The sequence below is a fragment of the Paenibacillus sp. 7516 genome, assembly GCF_002272715.1.
Lineage (GTDB): Bacteria > Bacillota > Bacilli > Paenibacillales > Paenibacillaceae > Paenibacillus > Paenibacillus illinoisensis_A.
Window position 1 is genome coordinate 165171 of the sequence record NZ_NPBI01000013.1, and the last position, 19435, is coordinate 184605.

The following is a 19435-nucleotide window of genomic DNA, read 5'->3' on the forward strand; positions in this document are numbered from 1 at the left end:
GGTGGCAGGCAAACAAGCAAGGATAGTAATAGATTGCAGGTCGTAGGTTGTACAGCGAGTCGGTTGGGAGTAGGACCATTCAGTGAGTAAGAAAAAATAGCATGGCGATTAGAACGAAATACGCGTTCGACAGGAAGGGGCACGGGGACGTGATCACCATCAGTCTGTGCATGATTGTGAAGAACGAGGAACGCACGCTTGCGCGCTGTCTGGATTCGGTAGCCGGAATCACGGACGAGATCGTCATTGTGGATACCGGTTCATCCGACCGTACGATGGAGATCGCTGCGCAGTATACCGACCGGATCTACACGTATGAGTGGGCGGATGATTTTGCCGCGGCACGAAACTACTCCTTCGACCAGGCCGCGCAGGAATATATCCTGTGGCTGGACGCGGATGATGTGCTGCTGCCAGCGGAACGGGCGAAGCTGGAGAAGCTGAAGCAGCAGCTGCCGTCCGGGGGGGAGACGGCAGCTGTGATCTTGAACTATACGCTGGCCGAGGGGCCGGAGGGAAGTCCGCTCGTGACGGACCGCAGGCTTCGCTTGGTCAAGCGGGATGCCGGGTGCCGCTGGCATGGCCGGCTGCACGAGCAGCTCAGCTTCCCGGCGAGTGGGGTCATTACGGCAGACATTGCCGTCACGCACCGCCGCGAAGCGGGCCATCACTCGGCGAGGAACGTGCGCATTCTGCGCAAATGGATCGCCGAAGAGGGCGTAGCCCAGGGTCGCCTGCTGTTCTACTATGCAGGCGAATGTTATGACCGCCAGCGTTATGCGGCGGCGGCTCGGGGGTACGCGAAGCTGCTGGAGCAGCCCAGCGGCTATCGCGAGGATCGGCTCATTGCCTGTGCGCGGCTGGCGGAATGTTATGAGCGGCTGGGTCAGCCGGGACGCAAGCTGGGTGTACTGCTGCAGTCGTTCCAGTACGATCTGCCACATGCGGATTTCTGCTGTGCAATCGCGGCCTGCTTTCATGAACGACAGGAGCTGGTCTCAGCAATCTACTGGTATATGCAGGCTGTAGATGTGAGCAGCCGCGACACGGGTCTTCGCCCGGTACCCGAAGCCTGCCGCACCTGGCTCCCGCATGCACGTCTATCCCTCTGTTATGCCCATCTGGGCTACTGGGAGCAGGCACTCATGCATAACACAAAAGCCCGGGAGTATCTGCCGAGCGATCCTGGCCTGCTGGATAATCGTCAGAAGCTGGAAGCCATTTTACGCAAAGAGATTCGGAATCGGGAAGAGCAGTCTCGGAAGTAGAAGGAACAGGCATTTCAGTAGTTTGGGGTAGAGTTCTTTAGTAGAAAGAATTACGAGTTAGTGTAGAGGCAGCGTTGCAATGCGTTGTGTGCTTAACGATGAACAGTCTTGTGGTTAAAAACTGTATGGGATAATGGAGCTAGAACAGTCGTGAAAGCAAGGATAGTTTAATTGAAGTGAAATAAGCAGCTCTCTTGCCTAGAGATTTGGCGAGCAGAGCTGCTTTTGTGTTGGATTTTATTGTTCACGGGATAAACACCGAACATACTGGTCCTTCATGCGCAGGCTTTTGCAGGCCCAGCCCCGGCCATCATAGATTTCGTCTTCGATGTTGAGCGTCATGGTCTCATCCGAGTATTCACTCCAGTTTTCGATCCGAAGTGTATTCTCACTCTCCCATTCCAGATGGTTATGACCGTGATAATCGGCGCGATAGATGGTTCTCACACCGGAGGCATCCGAATCATTCGTTTTCTTCACATCCACCCAGATGGTTACTCCACCGGCTGCACCGCCGTAAGGTACACCGTAAATCTCAGCCGTATAATCTCCATTCCGTGAAGGCATAGAATAGCTTAGTTCTCCTTGTTCGGAACGGTCTAATGTCGAGAAGTAAGGACGGAGGTTGAAATAGGCGACGAGCATGAATAACGGTATGAAGTTCAATAAGGTGAATGTCGTGAGGATGGGATGTCTGCGTATCCAGAGCTTGCGGGACTTGGGTGTAGACGGACTCGAATCAGCCTGATGGCGTCGTTCCATTGATGTGTTTGCCTCCTTTGGAGTCAAATGACATGGACATGTAGGTGGTGGTTTTATTCATGAATCAGTTAAAGCTGTATTTAATGATGATATCATAGGAATTGATTTAATGATTACAATGAAGTTAAAAATATCCTAATATGAATGATATATCTTACTAGAGGTGCTGCAAATGAATGAACCTACGCTGAAGAAAGCAATGGATACGCTGGAGTTTTTAAGTCAGGATCGAGAGGCACGTCGTTTGTATGAAGAGCGGCAGAAGTACTTGCATGACGAAGCCTCGATGATTGAGTGGGCTACGGAAAAGGGGATAGCTAGAGGACTAGTGGAAGGTGAAAAAAGAAAGGCGATTGAGATTGCAAAAAATATGCTCTCGTTAGGAATCGAAGTTTCGGTTATCGCGAAGGCCAGTGGCCTGTCGGAGTCCGAAATTGAGTCCCTGAAAGATTAGCATTGGATTACAATGAGAACACGAGCTGATCGGTACGTTTATACCGCCGTGATATGTTTGTGGTTTGTTCAAAACGAAAAAGCAATCGTTTGTCCAAAGGATAAACGGTTGTTTTTGTTTGGGCGAAGCAGCTTCAAACGTTTTACAGTAAAACGCGGTTGCTCATTCGGGGCTGGCCCGTTAAACTAAAGGGAGCGGCGTTTTGCTTGACGGACAAGTCATGAGAACGCCATTTTGTTGTCAAGGATGCGGCAATGGTGCCGTGTTCGGATGTCAGAATCGGATGGGACCAAGCTGGTGGATGAACACCAGTGACAAGTAAGGAGTCTTTACATGAGTGTGCAAGCACCTACTTTAGAAGAAGCGCAGGGTCTCCTGCAAAAATATTATGGCTATCCCGACTTTCGCGAGGGCCAAAAGAAGATTGTGTCCAGCCTACTTGAATACGAAGATACGCTGGGCATTATGCCTACCGGGGGCGGGAAGTCGATCTGTTATCAGATTCCGGCTCTGTTATATCCGGGGCTGACGCTGGTCGTTTCCCCGCTCATCTCATTGATGAAGGACCAGGTCGATGCGCTGACGACCGCCGGTATTGCTGCCGCTTATATTAATAGTACGTTAAGCGGCAAAGAAGTGAATGATCGCATCCGCGCGGCGCAGCGCGGTGAGCTCAAGCTGCTCTACGTCGCGCCGGAGCGACTGGAGCTGGACTGGTTCCGCGATGAGATGGGGCAGCTGCCCATCTCCTGCGTGGCTGTGGATGAGGCCCACTGTGTATCACAGTGGGGCCATGATTTTCGGACAAGCTACCTGGCGGTAGCGCCGTTTGTGGACAGTTTGCCGGAGCGGCCGGTGGTTGCGGCCTTCACGGCGACGGCAACGCCCGAGGTCATGGGCGATATTCTGCGGCTGCTGCGTTTGCAGGACCCGCAGACATATGTGACCGGACTTGGGCGGGATAATCTGGCGTTTAGCGTGCTGCGCGGCGAGAGCAAAAAGGATTTTGTTTTGAACTACGCGCGCGAGCATGCCAGCGAGCCGGGGATTGTGTACGCCGCGACCCGTAAGGACGTGGACGATCTGCATCAGCGTTTGCTGCAGGCAGGCTTGCCGGCAGGGCGCTACCATGCGGGGATGACGGACAATGAACGGGCCCAGAGTCAGGAGCAGTTTTTGTACGATGATATCCGGGTAATGGTCGCGACAAATGCATTCGGGATGGGAATTGATAAGTCCAACGTGCGTTACGTGCTGCATTACAGCATGCCGAAGAACATGGAGGCATATGTACAGGAAGCCGGACGTGCGGGACGGGACGGAGAGCCGAGTCAATGTATTCTGCTGTTCGGAGCGCAGGACATTATTACCCAAAAGTTCCTGATCGAGCAGAATCCGATGGAGGGCGACCGCAAACAGAATGATTACCGGAAGCTGCAGCAGATGGTGGACTACTGTTATACGACACGTTGTTTGCGCAGTGCACAGCTGGATTATTTCGGTGAGATACATGAGGACAAGCCATGCGGCATTTGCAGCTCCTGTACGGACGACCGCGAGCTGGTGGATATGACAATTGATGCACAGAAAATCTTCAGCTGTATTCACCGCATGCGCGAACGATACGGTGTATCTCTGGTGGCGTCGGTGCTCAAGGGCTCGCGTGCCAAGAAAGTATTGGAGTATGGCTTCGATTCCTTGCCGACCTATGGTGTCATGGGCAACCGCACGGAACGTGAAATCGCTGAGATCATCAACGTCATGGTATCCGAAGGATATCTGATGCTGTCCGAGGGCCAGTATCCGGTCGTTCGTTTACAGCCACTGGCGGTGGAAGTGCTGAAAGGCCAGCGTGAAGTGATGCAGCGTGTGGTACGCAAGACGGCGGCTACGGCTTCAGGTACGAACTATGGCGGACGTCGGGGTCGCGATGCGATGCCATCGGCGGTCAACGAGACGGTATTCGAGCAGCTGCGTCTGATCCGGCGCGATCTGGCAGCGAAAGAGCATGTGCCATCGTATATCATTTTCAATGATGCGACGCTTCGTGAGATGAGTGTGGTATGTCCGCAGACGGAACGTGACATGCTGATGATTAAAGGGGTCGGTGAGGTCAAGTACCGCAAGTATGGTCTGCCATTCCTGGAGTTTTTCCAGAAGCAAACGGGCGAAGAAGTGGATACGGATGATGATGCTTTTTACGAGTATGAGTAAGTAAAAGGGCAAGGCTCCAATTCCAGAACGTGCTTATGAAATGATGGATTTTGAATTTTGATTGCGAATCGTGGATTGTGGGTCCGTGAACAAAACTTGAATACAGTTAGTGGCGAGGCTATATGGGGTTGAAGTTTTTCGAGTGTCTCTATGCGGTGGACGAAATGAGATAGATTGTCTTTCATAAGGTGGACATTGCTTTTGAAGAAAGCGATGGTTGGCTTACACAGGATATGGTTCCGATGAGTGTCCCTGGGTCTATATGTAGTAGGTTGGAGGGGCTCAGGGAGTAGAGGTCTTTTTGAAAAGGGTGTCCACCCTTTGAAAGACAAAATGTGAATATGTCCATGATACGTGGAATGGCTATTTATAGAGATTTAACACGAACAGTATCCAAATCTGGGTGTCAATATAGGTTTACATGAACAGCATCCGGGGTTGGATGGCTGTGGCGCTTTACTTTTACCAAAAAAATATGGTCTGGGTGTCCAGGCAAAGGTTGTGAACCATGAAGGTTATTCTCTCTACATTAAATGCAAAGTACATCCATACCTCGCTGGCTTTGCGGTGTCTGAAGGCGTACAGTGAGAAGGATTTTGATATTGAGCTGGCGGAGTATACGATCAAGGATCCCGTCATGAATATTGTGTCTGACCTGTACCAGCGCGGCGCGGACGTGATTGGATTCTCGTGTTACATCTGGAACATTGAAGAGACCATCAAGGTCATTGATAACCTGAAAAAGGTTATGCCTGACGTGAAAATTTTGCTGGGCGGGCCGGAAGTGTCCTACGACACGGAATATTGGATGAACCGGATTCCCAATGTTGATTTCATCGTCATGGGTGAAGGGGAAGAGACGCTGCATCAGCTCCTGACGGAGCTGGAGGGAAGCAAGAAGTTCCACTTTGTGTATGGACTGGCGTATCGCAAAGGGGAAGAGGTCATTCTCATGCCAGGACGACCGAAGGCGGATCTGAACGATCTGCCGTCACCGCACCGATTTGAAGAGGATATCCCCGATCTCGGGAAACGGGTTGTTTATTTTGAGACCAGTCGGGGCTGCCCGTTCAGCTGTCAGTTCTGTCTGTCCAGCATTGAGGTCGGTGTGCGATATTATGATATTGAGCGGACGAAGTCGGACATTCTGTATCTGATCGAGAAGGGTGCGAAGCTGATCAAGTTCGTGGACCGAACATTCAACATTAAGCGCGATTACGCGATGGAGATGTTCAAATTCCTGATTGAGAATCATCAGGGGACGGTGTTCCAGTTTGAAATTACAGCGGATATCATGCGTCCTGAGGTACTCGATTATCTGGCAGAGAATGCGCCGCCGGGCACGTTCCGGTTCGAAATTGGGGTACAGTCCACGAATGATCCGACGAATGAACTGGTGAAACGCCGCCAGAACTTTGCCAAGCTGAGCCGTACGGTGAACAAGGTAAAAGCCAGCGGGAAAATCGACCAGCACTTGGATCTCATCGCCGGACTGCCGGAGGAAGATTACAATACGTTCCGTAAGACGTTTAATGATGTCTTTGCTCTGGGGCCGGAAGAGCTTCAGCTCGGATTCCTCAAAATGCTTCGTGGTACGGGTCTGCGTCTGGATGCGGAAAAGTACAATTACACGTATATGGATCATGCGCCGTATGAGATTTTGGGCAGTGACGTGCTGCCATTCAGCGACATCGTGCGCTTGAAGCGGCTCGAGGATGTACTGGAGAAATACTGGAATGCACATCGGATGGATCATACGCTGAAGTATCTGATGGAGCAGGAGTTTGACTCGCCATTTGACTTCTTCCAGGCGTTCGGGGATTACTGGGAGGGCCAGGGCTGGCAGAAGATTGGTCACCAGCTCGAAGATCTGTTCACCCGTCTGCACAGCTTCCTGGAATCGCGGAACACACCACATATGGATATCGTGCTCGGCCTGATGAAGCTGGACTATTTCCTCGGCCACAAGTACAAACCACGCAAAATCTGGTGGGACGATGCGCTGGAGAAGGATCAGTGGGCGCTCTATATGAAAACGCTGGCTGAACGTCCTGAGGACGTTCGCCTGCCGCGCGTTGCCGGTGCCGCAGGCACGGCATGGCTGGAAAGCAGCGGCACAGGTGCAGGTGCCGCTGCGGGAAGTTCGGCTGCTGCCGGGGAAAACTCTGCCGCAGATGCGGCGGGTATGATCGGCAGCGAAGCTGCGGGGTCCGCCGCGGATGGAGCGGCGGACGGTGGGGACGGCAGCGCTTCGCGTGCGCTGCCGATGACCTCGGCCATGACCGCACAGACGGTCATGGGTGCCCGTGCTTTCGCCGACCTTGGTCTCGGCGAAAAGGAACTGCAGAAGCACGCCGTACTGGACGTGCTTCCGTTCCGGCTTGAGCGTGTGCTAGCTGGCGCCAGCCCGCTTGCCGCGAAAGGCCGGACGCTGCTGGTCGTTGTATACCAGCAGCATGAAGACCAGCAGGCGCAGTATTACACGCTGCCGCTGGGAGAAGAAGCCGCTGCCATGTAGGTGCAGCGGCCAAGAAGAAGCTGCATAGGCCGCCTGATCGGCATCATGCAGCAGAAGAAGCGCCACGGCTTTGCGGTCGTGGCGCTTCCCCATGAGGTGCTGCCCGAATGAGAGCAGCACCTTATCCTTACGCGGCTTGCCATTGCACAAGCCGCGCTAATCTTTACCTTTTACAACATCTATATGTTCTGTAAGCATCGGAAGGTCGTCTGATTCCCCATGGGATGAGGAGGGGCCTTCTATTTTGTTTGGAATGGTTAGAGAGCATTTCAACTAGCACCCAACAACTTGGATAGATATCACGGATTTTAATCCATTGAATACCCAGATAGAGAAAGCGATGAAAAACGTAATATTCGGATAGTTTGCTGCCCACCAATAGTTCCATTAAGACTGTATATCTAGATTGTACTTCTTCATGACTGATTCACGAAATGTCTCGTACTCTAATAATTCATTTGAAGTGGCCGATTCAGGTATACTGCTCTGACTGATCCCTTCCAAGCTGAATTTCCCCCAGTTATCATTGATTAATCCATAGTCCCCATAGGAGTTTCTTAGTAAAAAAAGAACACTACGATCACCCTTTTGCAGTTCTACATAGTCATTGGCTGTATATTTGACGTCTCCCTTCAGACTGACGGGTTCAATGATCGTCAATTCGTTCTGATCAGAAGGATAATCGTCGGGTTTCTTTAGTATCTTCTCAATCTTAATAGTTGTATTGGTGTGGAAGGACTGCATGATCCCATCATCAAATGTAGTAACGACATGCTCTCGATCCCTAAAGTCCTCTGTGGCATAACCAATGACGATCAGTTCAGCAAACGCATCCAACTTGTCTAGCTCACGTAAGGTTAATGAATTGGCCGAAAGATGGACTACTTTATGAATGGGCTCCTCCAGTTTAGATGCATCGTTCATATACGCGATTATACTAACAGAAACAGCCAGTACAAATAATACATAGATTAGTAGATACTTTTTTTTGAAAAGAAACATGATCTCTGATCTCATCCTTTCGGTTACATGTAGTTTCCTTCCAAGAATATTGCTTCATTTCTACTATACACATATCTGAAAATTATTGTAAATTTAATCATATAAGTTAGAAGGACCCAAGGAGGGACATATGAAAACCATCATTTATATGGTTAGGCATGCAGAGTCACCGTATACGGAAGGGACGGAAAGAACGAGAGGACTTACCTTGAAGGGCCAACGGAATGCAGCCCAAATAACAGAAATTTTAAAGGGAGAAGGAATACATACCATCTTTTCAAGTCCGTATGCCCGAGCTGTCTTAACCCTGAAGGGGCTGGCAACAGCGCTGGGAATAGACATTCATATTATGGAGGACCTTCGGGAAAGGCATTTTTCAGATGATCATATTAGGGATGAAGAATTTATGCCTGCTTCGAAACGAATGTTTGAAGACCCCGATTATGCATTACCAGGAGGAGAGTCTAATACGGTTTGCCAGAACAGAGCTGTACATGTGTTCAAGCAAATTTTAGAAGAATACCAGGGGAAAAAGGTAGCTATTGGCACGCACGGACATGTCATGACGTTGATGATGAATTACTTTGATGCAGGCTACGGCTTTGATTTTTCAAATCAAACCAGCAAACCAGATATCTATAAGCTTCAATTTGAAGGGATGGAATTAGAGCAAGTGACAAGGTTATGGGAAGCATAGGGTAAAAGTAATTGGCAGGGAGAGAGTAGTAATTGGGTTGAACCAAGAGAGGGATGGTATGGATGGAACAACAGGAATACGGCCGCTATTTATTAGCGATGGGCGGAGACGAATGTGAGCCAGAAGATAATGAGGAGGTCGAAGCAGACCATTTCTATGGATTATTTCAGTGGTTTATGCCAACGGGAACAGGCGTTGAACGGGTGTTTGAGCCGATTCCAGAAGGCCAGCTTTACCTGGACAGGATTCATCCGATCTATGAGATGTTGAATCCAGAGGATTTCGCCGGCGAATATGTGCCAGGTTATTTCAATGGTGGGCATGAGGATGCTTCCGAGGACACATTGCGTAGTCTGGGGGAGGAGTTAATCCAAAGATTGAAGCTCCTGTTCTCCAAGGTGCCGGAGGATGACGAAGTGGGGGGCGTAGCTAAGGAAGCATTTGGGGCTTTGTCATGTATCAAGGAAGTTGTTGTATTACAGCCAGGCGAAATTGGCAGGTTAGAGCAAAGGTTGCTTCAAGGTGCGGATGAAGAGGATAGTGAGGTCGTTTACGAAGCGCTTGGAGACCTTCTTCGCTCGCGTAGCGATTACAACGAAAATATCGAGCTGTTGAGTGAAGCATACTATTCCATCGCTTGCGATTATTGGGTAGCCTATTACTTGCAGTGGCCCCGCTATCAAGGTTTGCAGGAGGCAGAAGACTGCCTTTATCCATACTTTGAGTTATATCGCTATGGCTATAATCTACATTGGACTCAGAATAAGCTATTTATCGGTAGACGCTCATGAGCACAGAAGAATATATCCAACACATGTTACAGGCGATCATTGAAAAAATACAAATCATAGTTAACGATCGAAGTAAGCAATCCTTCGGCTCTCTAGAGTATCTCTTGAACCATATGATAGAGTATCGGAATCGTAAACAATATAGGTCAAACGAGTGGCATATCAACACGCCCCGTTGGCTAGGGGAATATGGAAATACACCGGAGGAAGAAGAGGTTTGTTCAGACATCCACAGTTTGCAGTTATACATTGCCGAAAAGTTAAAGGGTGGATGGGGAAAATAAGATTACACATTTCAATCATTTTGGATCCTTTTCAGGAGGGGAATATGGGGACAGACATTTGGTTTTATGTAGAGAAAAGACACTATCCTAGAGAATATCAATGGACTGATGGTCGCTTGATTGAAATTCCAAAGAGTGAGGAAGAACTGAACAATAGGGCTTGCTGGATCAGTGCGGATCGCTGGAATGTAAATCCCAACCACTACTTGTATCCGGAAGAAAAAACATCCCCACTGATACCGAGTGATCCAGGTGAATTTTATAGCGGGAGTAGAAATTATGATCTATTTGGTATTTTGTCCAATACAAGAAATGATCACGATCTTAAATTCATATCTTCTCCGCGAGGCCTTCCTTCGGATATTTCTCCCGAATTGCACGAATTTGCAATGGAGAATAAGGACGATTTCTATGACCACAGCTGGCTTCTATTAGAAGAGATCTTGCAATTCAACTGGGATGAACGTTTTTATTGTGATTCATACATGGAATACAGAAATGTTAAACAGATCTGCTACGATTTCATTTTTGAAACGATCCCAAAGCTTTCAGCATTAGGAGACGCCAAAGATGTACGAGTGATTTTCTGGTTTGGTTAGTATAGACACAACTTCATTAGATGTTCATGAACCCATTGAGTGCGAAACGTTAACTAAAGGAGAATCATTCATGTTCTATATTAATGCCAGAGCTTTTATTGAACGTCAAGATAGGGATAGAACAGAAATCATAATTCAGACTCGAAATAAAAAGAATGAGGAGTCATTGGAATTGCCGGGCGGCCGATTGGAACTTTACGAATCCATCATAGATGCGTTGAGAAGAGAAGTATATGAAGAGACAGGTTTGACCGTTGTAGCCGTAGAAGGTAGTCACAAGCGAATAGATACATGTGGAATCAACCCGAATTTTGAAGTTGAATGTTTGGAGCCGTATTGTGTATATCAAACCATTAAAGGGCCTGTGGATTCTATCGGCATGTATTTTATATGTCAGGTGGAGGGAGAGCTCTTGCAAGAGGGTGACGAAACGACAAATATCGGCTGGAGAACGATTGATGAGGTCTATGAGCGTATGAACGATGATCCAAGACAGTTTTCAGATGTTGATCGCGCAGGATTAATATATTATTTGAAGCACAGGTTTGGAAAAGAACTCAAAGGAGACTGAAGATGTAAGGAGTAATCCATGTGTATATAAAAGAGAGAAAGTATATTATTGCTATTACTGTTTTGGTTGTAATTGTATTGGTGACAATATGGTATTTTAGAGTGGGATATTTATTAAGAAAACCAGAAATCCCCAACGCAAATATTGAGATTCAGACCCAAATGGTTGATGGTGGTACGATTAATTTAAGAAATGCAAATTACACCGAAAAAGAAATCAAGGTTGGATATGAAGTGAAAGGGTTCAGTCTGAAGGAGTATAATATTTCTTGTAAGCTTTATAATGACGGGAATTTAATTTCAACTTCTGGCTCAACAGGTGGAGGTCTGATAGAACTGGACGAAAAGCACTATTACTTTGTTGGTTTTGAGAATATAGATGAAAACGATCTGCCTGATTCTCTAAATCTAAAGGTTGAAATTATTGTGATACCCAATGATTCTGGACAAAAACCTATACCAGCTTCGTTTAATGTAAACCTCGATAAAGAAAGTGGAGCTTAATGTCGCTGCTTTCTTATCATTGAGCAAGAATATGTAAATCTGCTTGATAAGTGTAGATAACTACACATAACATCATATTCAAGCTGCAGACATAGGGCTTTGAGTTTGACAGGTGCTGGCTACTCCAGCACAAGGATACGGGAACATGTTTCTGAAAGGTACGCCAATCTTATACGTGAGGGTGATTCATGTGGAACGAGGACTGATCATATTTTTGAACGGAACGTCAAGCTCGGGGAAGACAAGTATCGCGGTGGAAATGAAAAAGCAGGGAGACATTCCGTTACATCATTTGTCTGTAGATCAATTTTTCCAGAATTATGACCAGTTTATCGACAATACATACCCGGATATGAAACCTACAAGAGAATTGGAACCTCATGTGATGACAGATATCCTTTTTGACCCGATTGTCTCATTGTTCTATTCAACCATTAAACTGTTTTCGGAGATGGGATTGAATGTCATTGTGGATACGGTCATTACCAATGACAAGTGGTTTAACGGTTTTTATGATTTGCTTACAGATTATCCGATATTGTTTGTAGGCGTGCACTGCTCCAAGGAAGAACTTACCAGAAGAGAGCAAAGCAGAGGAGATCGTGCAATTGGACTTGCCCATTCCCAGTTTGACTACATATATGCCTATGATGAATATGATCTTGAAGTGAATACGGAAGAACTCAGTTCAGCGGACTGTGCTGCAAAGATATTAGATTATATCAAGTCCGAGCAGGAATTCTCGGCATTTATGAAGTTGAGTAGAAGAGAGGTTACATTATCTTAAAAGAACAGAATTCAAGACCAAGGTTGATAAAGTGGCATTTTGATGATGAAGTGAGATCGGATCATCCGAAAGAATGGAATTGGATAGAGATCACAATGTATTTCACGGACGGCTCCAGAAGGTGGAGCATCTTATATACACCAGAACGTTTACTAAATAACTTGTCACGACCGGACATAGACCCACCAGGTCTTCATATGCAACAGCTTATTGTTGTTAGAAGCTATGAAGTGAATGACATTGAGAGAGTTCTGAACGTTTTTGATGAAGAAGATGAATTGATCGAGGCCTCAAGGGAGTATCCAGAGTAGCTTGGAAATGGTGAGTTCTATATCAAACGTGTTAATACAGTTTCGAGAAGAAGATTGGAAGGTCGTCTCAGTCTCTATGCAACAGAGAATGGCCTTCCTTTTTGTTTTAGTCTCGGCAAGGTGAATATGGAAAAGCGCCGGAGGAGGAAGAGCTTCTTTCAGACATCTACCAACTGCAAGAGGCGGGTAAGGGCTCGATCATGTCGCATTAGTCCGGCAGAAATGTCGCAAAAGTACATGGTAACACGATGTGGAGATCGTTTATACTCTCCTTATGCTTCGATAATGAAAATCATTATCAGTATAATACATAAGGGGGATTCATCATGAATCAAGGAATGAAAGGGCAAGAGGCTGGAAGCAAAGCCTACACTGCCCGCCAATCACGATTGTTAATGGGCCTGATGCTGGCTCTGATTCTTGTCCTGACGGCTTGCGGTGCCGGAACAGGTACAGATAGCGGTAAGCCGTCTGCTGCAGCACCAGCGGAGACACCTGCGAATGAAGAAGTTCAGACTGCAGGAGCTTTCCCTGTAACGATCACGCACATGAAGGGTGAGCTGACACTAAACGAAAAACCAAATAAAATTGCTGTGCTTGATGTTAAGTTTCTGGATCAAATGTTGGCCGTTGGCGAGAAGCCGGCAGGCAGTGTTATCGCTGGAGGCAACACCGATTTTCCAGAATACCTAGGTGATCAGCCGAGTGACGTACAGGTTCTGGGTACACGGGACGAGCCTAATCTGGAAGCGATTGTAGCCTTGGACCCGGATCTGATTATCATGACGGACTTCCAGGAGAAACAGTATGAGAATGTCAGCAAAATTGCACCTACCCTCGTACTCGATTTCTACGAGGATTGGCGTGATACGTTAGCCACGGTCGCTAAGATTACAGACAAGCAGGAAGAGGCGGAGACGGTGCGTAAAGCTTATGAGGACAAAGTCGCTGGATTGAAGGCGAAGCTGTCAGAGAAAATGGGAGATGAAACGGTAGCCCTGATTCGTCCGAGAAAAGAAGGCATTCGTGTCCATGGTATTGAACATCGCACAGGCGGCATTCTGTATCAGGATCTGGGCTTGAACATGCCTGCACTCGTTGAGGGAATCAAGGATGATACCTCTGTTGAAATCTCAATGGAGAAGGTTCCGGAGATTGGTGCGGATCGTTATTTCGTACTGTCGGATGAGCTGTTTGCCGCAGAAGCAGAGGCGATGATTAGCAATCCAGTATGGAAGTCCCTTGATGCCGTGAAAAATAACCGTGCGTATGATGTGAATTCGACCCTTTGGATCGCATACTATGGACCTCTTGCCATTAATCTGATTGTAGATCAGGCTTCGGAAGCCCTGCTCGAATCGAATTAACATGAACCAATATCTCTCGACAGACTTATGGCAACAAACGGTGGAGGATCATTCGATATGGCTTGGTGAGCCGCCTGAACATAGTGTCCGTACCATTGCTTTGAGCGAGCTGCATGAAGAATCTGCTTGCCGAGAGTATATCAGCTGGTTTCAGGAGTATATCGATGCGCCTGACATGAAGGTTGCCGCTTCAATGCTAGCCAAGCGAATTGGCTATCTGTGGACCGCTCCACTGGTGACGGCGATGACTTTTCATCATCAGCATGTTTCCTTTGAGCTGGAGAACAGCTTCCTCTATCATCCAACGCTCTCCGCTCATGAGGGGGGGACACGTTTTCCTTTTCTGGCGGTGAATCGGCTTCAGGCAGATGCAGTGACAGGAGACAGGGAGGTATGGCGGGAAAAGGTGGTAGAAGAGATGTTTGCGGTACAGCTTACACCGCTGTTAAAGTCCCTTGCTGCGATTGCACCTCTATCCATGAGTATTCTCTGGGAGAATATCATGGTACGTATCGGCAGGTTGTATACACCTGATGCAGACGATGCCGGGGAGGAAAGACAGCACGTTCAGAATGATTTTACTTATCTGACACAAGGCGCGCCAGGGCAGGTGTTCGGTGTAAAACGTAATCCGTTTACCCGATTTACAGAAACCCAAAACAACGTTCCTGTTGCGAAGAGCAATCGCCTCACCTGCTGCTTGTACTATCAGATGTCAGAGGAGTATTGCAATAAATGTCCGAAAATTGACAATGAGAATGAATCTCAATTAAAATGACAGCAGCAACAACCTTACCTTTGCTATTGTCAGGAGATGAGAGAAATGCCGCTGCAAGAACAGACAAGTGGTTGGAGTGATACGACGATCAAGATGCTTGACGTGCATAGCGGTACGTTGCAGCCAGGCAGTAGTCTTAGCGAAGCCGAATTATCATCAAATCTGTTGCTGCTGGCTGGCGGCGGAGAAGGGGAGCTTGCAATGAATGGTGAGGTTTACCACATTGGAGCTTCTTTTGCTGCTCATGTGATAGAGGGATCCTCCTTTACACTGACTGCCATCTCAGACAACATGGATTATATCCTGATCATGTATAAGGCAGTCTCCATGGAAGGAGTCTCCCTTGTTTTGCCCTCCCACCGCAATCACCCGCTGCGTACTTCGTTTGTTGAGCACCCGGGAACTCAGGCGGAATGGGTTCAGATGGCGGAGAAAATTGCAGGGAAATGGAGTAGGGGCGAAGGACTGGAACGTTTTCACGCCAATGCACTGCTGCAGGGGATGCTCTACGAGCTTATTATGGAGTATGAACGTGGTCAGGGCGGGACGGCGTCAGACATGGTGGATGTTGTCGCTGCGTATATAGCGGGGCATTATCGCCAGAATCTGGAGCTGAAAGAGCTGGCGGCACTTGCGGGATGCAGCGTAAGACAACTGCAGCGGCGGTTCAAACAGGAGAAGCAAATTGGACCGATGGAGTACGTCATTCAGCTGCGAATGGAGAGTGCGTCGCGGATGCTCCGTCATACGGATGCTCCCATTGGGGAAATTGCAGAGAGAATGGGCTATCGCGATATGTACTATTTCAGCAGGGCGTTTAAGAAATACCATGGAGTTCCTCCGCAGTTCTATAGGCAAAATGCTGCTTCGAGAGCAAGTGCTCTCTCGATGTATCCCTTGCCGCAGAACCGCATGGCTTCTTGGTACGAGTCGTCAAAAGGCACCGTGATTTGCCATCTGCGAGGTCAACATGATGTCACCATATCTCCACAGCGTATTGCTGTACTTGATGTGCAATATGCGGATCATCTGCTTGCACTTGGATTGACCCCGGCAGGCAGCGTTGGATCGAGAAGTGCGGCGTTCCATTTCCCTCAATATATCAGGGCAAGACTTCAGGGTACCGAATTACTTGGAACGTATGAGTATCCCGATCTGCCAGCGGTGGAACGACTGTCTCCGGATCTGATTATATGTACGGAGGTGCATGAACCGCACTATGAACGGTTAAGCCGGATCGCTCCGGTTCTGATGTTTAAACGCAATGAAAGCTGGCAGACCATTCTGAGTCTGTTCGGTGAACTGACAGGCAAGCGAGCAGAGGCCATGCGAATCGTTGCAGATTATCATCGACGAACTGCATTATTGTCAGAAGAACTTGCTCCTGTACTGGCAGGTAAGAGCGTGGCACTAATTCGTCCGTTTGAGTCAATGGTTCGGGTGCATACAGCCTCACATCGTACAGGCGCTGTGCTCTATCGAGACCTGGGTCTGCCTGCCCCGTTATTTGTAGCTGATCCCTCCGACACGGCTTATCATATTTCGGTTGACAGACTGCCGGCCGTACATGCCAGCCACTACTTTTTGCTTAGCAGCGAGATCATGCAGGAGGGGATGTCTGCGACAGAGCAAAGTGTCTGGGGGATGCTGGATACCGATGAGCGACAGCATATATATTCTGTAGATGCCGCGACATGGATCGGCTGTTATGGACCAACCGGCATCAATGGCATCATCGATCAGATTGCTCAGGCTTTGTTGGCTTGAGAGCGCCATCCTGAAAATGATAAACCGAAAGAAACCGTACCTTGTAAATGGAAGTGTGCGCAACCACATGCCAAAGGGATGGTTTCTTTTTGCATTTAACATATCTAGGCGAGTCATCTTAGTGATATATCGCTCTTTACGGAAAGCCAAGAACAACGGCGTGTTGAGGGTGGGCCTGGTCGACTCTTCATTCGGAAATTGACCGAATTAGGATGTCTTTGGCCCCTTTCCCTGCGTTAACCGTTGGTCTGCCGCATGTTGGTGCCGAAATTGCCCCGGGGTAAGTCCTGTTCTGGCCTTGAATATTTTGTTAAAATAGCTGACGTTTGCATATCCGATCTCCCGGCAAACCTCCTCAACGGAGAAGTCTGTCTGCTTCAACAGCTCCATGGCACGCTTGATGCGCAGCTGGATGAGATAGTCATTGACCGTCATGCCCGTTGACTCTTTGAAGATGCGACCCAGGTAGGAAGAGCTGCGTTTTACATGTTCGGCCACGTTATCCACGGAGATATTCTTATTGTAATGGTTGTCCATGAATTCGGTGGCCAGCTGAAGGGTCACATCCGTCATTTTGGAGCGCTTCTCCCGGTGATAGTCGATGATCTTGCTGCAGATCGTTAACACACATGTCTCCATATCCTGAACGGTTTCTGCGCGTGCAAGAGCATCGGTATAGGACGATCCTTCACCGATAACAGCGGTCACCTCGCCGCCAGTCTGGACGAGTGTTTTAACCAGTTCCCCGCTCAATTGAACATACAGCTGATGAATATTGGCCTTACCCAGCCTTTGCTTTAGCACCTCCTGGGTGATGGCCCGGATCACGGCAGTACATTCCTCTTTATCCGTCTTCAGCAGGGATTGCTGCAGCTTCGTTTCGAGTTCGTACGGATAATAGTAGGTACCTTCTTCCGATTTCCACTCATCAAGGATCGAATAGGGCAGAATTTCGCCCTTCCCAATGTAGATTTTCATATTTAGTGCCTCTTGAGTCTCGTTGTAAGCTGTACGCACGGCTTGTTCTCCGGAGTGAATGCGGCTGACAGCGATCGTCACAGAGATCCCATAACGACTGAGAAAATATGATTTGAGTCCTCTGGCTTGTTCCACAGGAAAGGTATCATCGGCACCCGAATGTAAGGAGAGAAGGATGACCGTATGCCTGCTGTCTTTGACAAAAATCTCTCCATCGATATCCTTTCCCAGCTCTTCCATCAGACCGTACTGGAGCAGATGGGAATGGAATATATCCTCAGATCCCCTCAAAGGCTGATGCTCCTCGAGTTCAAGGGTCAGGATGGCAAAACGATTGAAATCAAGCTGTAGTCCAAGCAGCTCTGCCGCATGGTCGGGTCTGTTTGGTGCTTCTTCTGGAACGTTGCCCAGAATGAGATCGTTCAAATACTTTTCCTTAATGGCCGTGCGATTTCCGGTGAGGAGTTCATCTACTTTTAGCTTTTCTTTGATTAAAATATCGCGGTTCCGTGTCATCTGCTCAAATGAATGACGGATAAAGCCGGCTTCATCCGTGCTGCTGGGAGCGCCGGATCTGTCGCGCCGTTCGGATTCTTCAGAGCTTACAATATAGGAGATCACACTTTGCAGCGGGCGATATAATCTTCTCGATAAAAAATAGGAGATCGCAACAGAAGCAGTTATATACAGGATGGCGACTGTCCAAATGAGGACTTTAATTCGGTTCATGCCTTGCAGAAGGACGGATCGTTCGGTAATATCGACGAATCGCCAGCCTGTCATATTCGATGCAGTGTAGGATACGATCTGATCAGAATCGCCAATATAGTAGCCGCTGTCCGATGTTATCTGTTCGGCATCCCACTGCTGAAGGAGTGCTTCTCTGTCATGAGCATCAGAATAGAGGGGTTCACCTTGCGGACCGATCACCATGATGGTGCCTTTCTTACTATTATAATGACTTAAGTAGTCAGCGAAGAGTCGATCCAGATTCAAATTAATGATGATCGCGCCCTCCACTTGGCCAATCAGTGGCATTTTCTGAATCAGGGAGGTCGCAGGATGATCCGGAGAAAATCCATTTGATCTTCCCGTTAACCAGACGGTACGAGATGATGAGTCTTGATTTAAGGTATCCAGCCAGGACTGGTCAGCAAAGTCGGATATAGGAGATGTCTTTATCTCCGGACGTGATGTCAGGACAAGTTCAAGCGGGGCGTAGTATAGATATATGGAATCGATGTAAGGACTGAGCTTTTTTTGCTCTTCTACAAGAGTGGATAGATCAATTAATGAACTTACAGAGAGCTTGCCTCCGATGGTATGGTACACATAGGATTGAGCCATCAGCAGACTATTGGCCGCATTTCCGATGGTGGTCAGCTCCTTATGAATCAGCTCCTTTTGCTGAGTCAAGACAGATTCATTATATCCGATGGCGTTACGGACACTGTTATCAGCCGAAATCATGTAAGTGACCGAAGAAATGAGAACAACAGTGATCAAAGCTATGGCAGTCATCGATAGGAGCAGTTTCACGAACATGGAGTTATTTTTCATGGCTAAAAGTCCCCTCATGGCAATCCCCTCCTTACCTCAGGTGTGGTAGCGCTTACAATAAAATTCGATGATCTCAACAGTTGTGCAGTCCATTATATATCACACCAGCTGAATTAGAACAGATCGAAATTGAAAAACATACAAAAAACGGAATAACGTCAGTGGCTCTACGCGGCTTCTGAAGCCAAAAACATAAAAAAAATGGAATGAGAGGATTGTGTGAC

At 48.0% G+C, this 19435-nt stretch carries 16 protein-coding genes and 1 pseudogene; 14 read left to right on the forward strand and 3 right to left on the reverse strand.

Annotated elements, in window-relative coordinates; all coding sequences use genetic code 11:
* The first annotated feature begins 101 nt into the window (after positions 1–101).
* Positions 102–1268, forward strand: coding sequence for a glycosyltransferase family 2 protein (locus CHI14_RS15005; RefSeq protein WP_095289308.1), 1167 nt, complete (start codon positions 102–104; stop codon positions 1266–1268).
* Positions 1269–1505: 237 nt separating this feature from the next.
* Here CHI14_RS15005 and CHI14_RS15010 read toward each other — a convergent pair whose 3' ends face one another.
* Positions 1506–2030: a DUF5412 family protein gene (locus CHI14_RS15010; protein WP_095289309.1), complete on the reverse strand. Its 525-nt coding sequence runs from the start codon at positions 2028–2030 to the stop codon at positions 1506–1508.
* A 160-nt stretch (positions 2031–2190) separates the two neighbouring features.
* On the opposite strand from CHI14_RS15010, the pseudogene CHI14_RS15015 reads away from it, so the two are divergent.
* From CHI14_RS15015 to CHI14_RS15025, 3 genes and pseudogenes are all read left to right on the forward strand, one after another.
* Positions 2191–2484: pseudogene (locus CHI14_RS15015) on the forward strand (Rpn family recombination-promoting nuclease/putative transposase); the annotation flags it as partial.
* A 333-nt stretch (positions 2485–2817) separates the two neighbouring features.
* The gene (gene recQ, locus CHI14_RS15020; RefSeq protein WP_095289311.1) at positions 2818–4698 is read left to right on the forward strand and encodes a DNA helicase RecQ; all 1881 of its coding nucleotides are present in this window, start codon (positions 2818–2820) and stop codon (positions 4696–4698) included.
* A gap of 508 nt (positions 4699–5206) precedes the next feature.
* Positions 5207–7216 carry a B12-binding domain-containing radical SAM protein gene (locus CHI14_RS15025; protein ID WP_095289312.1) on the forward strand — a complete coding sequence of 670 codons (2010 nt, stop codon included), beginning with the start codon at positions 5207–5209 and terminating at the stop codon, positions 7214–7216.
* A gap of 387 nt (positions 7217–7603) precedes the next feature.
* On the opposite strand, the gene CHI14_RS15030 is transcribed toward CHI14_RS15025, so the two are convergent.
* A complete protein-coding gene (locus tag CHI14_RS15030; RefSeq protein WP_095289313.1) occupies positions 7604–8218 on the reverse strand; it encodes a hypothetical protein in 615 nt (204 codons plus the stop codon).
* A 130-nt stretch (positions 8219–8348) separates the two neighbouring features.
* Between CHI14_RS15030 and CHI14_RS15035 the strand changes: the two genes are divergently transcribed.
* The 10 genes from CHI14_RS15035 to CHI14_RS15085 all read left to right on the forward strand — a co-directional run bounded on the left by CHI14_RS15035 (position 8349) and on the right by CHI14_RS15085 (position 16673).
* Positions 8349–8915, forward strand: a complete 567-nt coding sequence (locus tag CHI14_RS15035; protein WP_095289314.1) for a histidine phosphatase family protein — start codon at positions 8349–8351, stop codon at positions 8913–8915.
* Between the two features lie 62 nt (positions 8916–8977).
* Complete coding sequence (locus CHI14_RS30045) at positions 8978–9706, forward strand: hypothetical protein (RefSeq protein ID WP_170948146.1); 729 nt, start codon at positions 8978–8980, stop codon at positions 9704–9706.
* Positions 9703–9990, forward strand: coding sequence for a hypothetical protein (locus tag CHI14_RS30310; protein ID WP_095289315.1), 288 nt, complete (start codon positions 9703–9705; stop codon positions 9988–9990). The genes CHI14_RS30045 and CHI14_RS30310 overlap by 4 nt, the downstream gene beginning before the upstream one ends.
* Before the next feature lie 44 nt (positions 9991–10034).
* Positions 10035–10589 (forward strand): hypothetical protein, encoded by a 555-nt coding sequence (locus CHI14_RS15050; protein ID WP_095289316.1) that lies wholly within the window; start codon positions 10035–10037, stop codon positions 10587–10589.
* 70 nt (positions 10590–10659) lie between these two features.
* Positions 10660–11160 (forward strand): NUDIX hydrolase, encoded by a 501-nt coding sequence (locus tag CHI14_RS15055; protein ID WP_095289317.1) that lies wholly within the window; start codon positions 10660–10662, stop codon positions 11158–11160.
* A gap of 20 nt (positions 11161–11180) precedes the next feature.
* Entirely contained in the window at positions 11181–11663 is a 483-nt protein-coding gene (locus tag CHI14_RS15060; protein WP_095289318.1) for a hypothetical protein, read from the forward strand.
* Positions 11664–11853: 190 nt separating this feature from the next.
* Positions 11854–12450, forward strand: a complete 597-nt coding sequence (locus tag CHI14_RS15065) for a chloramphenicol phosphotransferase CPT family protein (RefSeq protein ID WP_095289377.1) — start codon at positions 11854–11856, stop codon at positions 12448–12450.
* Positions 12451–13087: 637 nt separating this feature from the next.
* Positions 13088–14128 (forward strand): ABC transporter substrate-binding protein, encoded by a 1041-nt coding sequence (locus CHI14_RS15075; RefSeq protein WP_095289320.1) that lies wholly within the window; start codon positions 13088–13090, stop codon positions 14126–14128.
* A gap of 1 nt (position 14129) precedes the next feature.
* Positions 14130–14906 carry a (2Fe-2S)-binding protein gene (locus CHI14_RS15080; protein WP_095289321.1) on the forward strand — a complete coding sequence of 259 codons (777 nt, stop codon included), beginning with the start codon at positions 14130–14132 and terminating at the stop codon, positions 14904–14906.
* A 45-nt stretch (positions 14907–14951) separates the two neighbouring features.
* On the forward strand, positions 14952–16673 hold the full coding sequence (locus CHI14_RS15085) for a helix-turn-helix domain-containing protein (RefSeq protein WP_095289322.1): 1722 nt from the start codon (positions 14952–14954) through the stop codon (positions 16671–16673).
* A 207-nt stretch (positions 16674–16880) separates the two neighbouring features.
* On the opposite strand, the gene CHI14_RS15090 is transcribed toward CHI14_RS15085, so the two are convergent.
* Positions 16881–19229 (reverse strand): helix-turn-helix domain-containing protein, encoded by a 2349-nt coding sequence (locus tag CHI14_RS15090; protein ID WP_095289323.1) that lies wholly within the window; start codon positions 19227–19229, stop codon positions 16881–16883.
* Between the last annotated feature and the right edge of the window lie 206 nt (positions 19230–19435).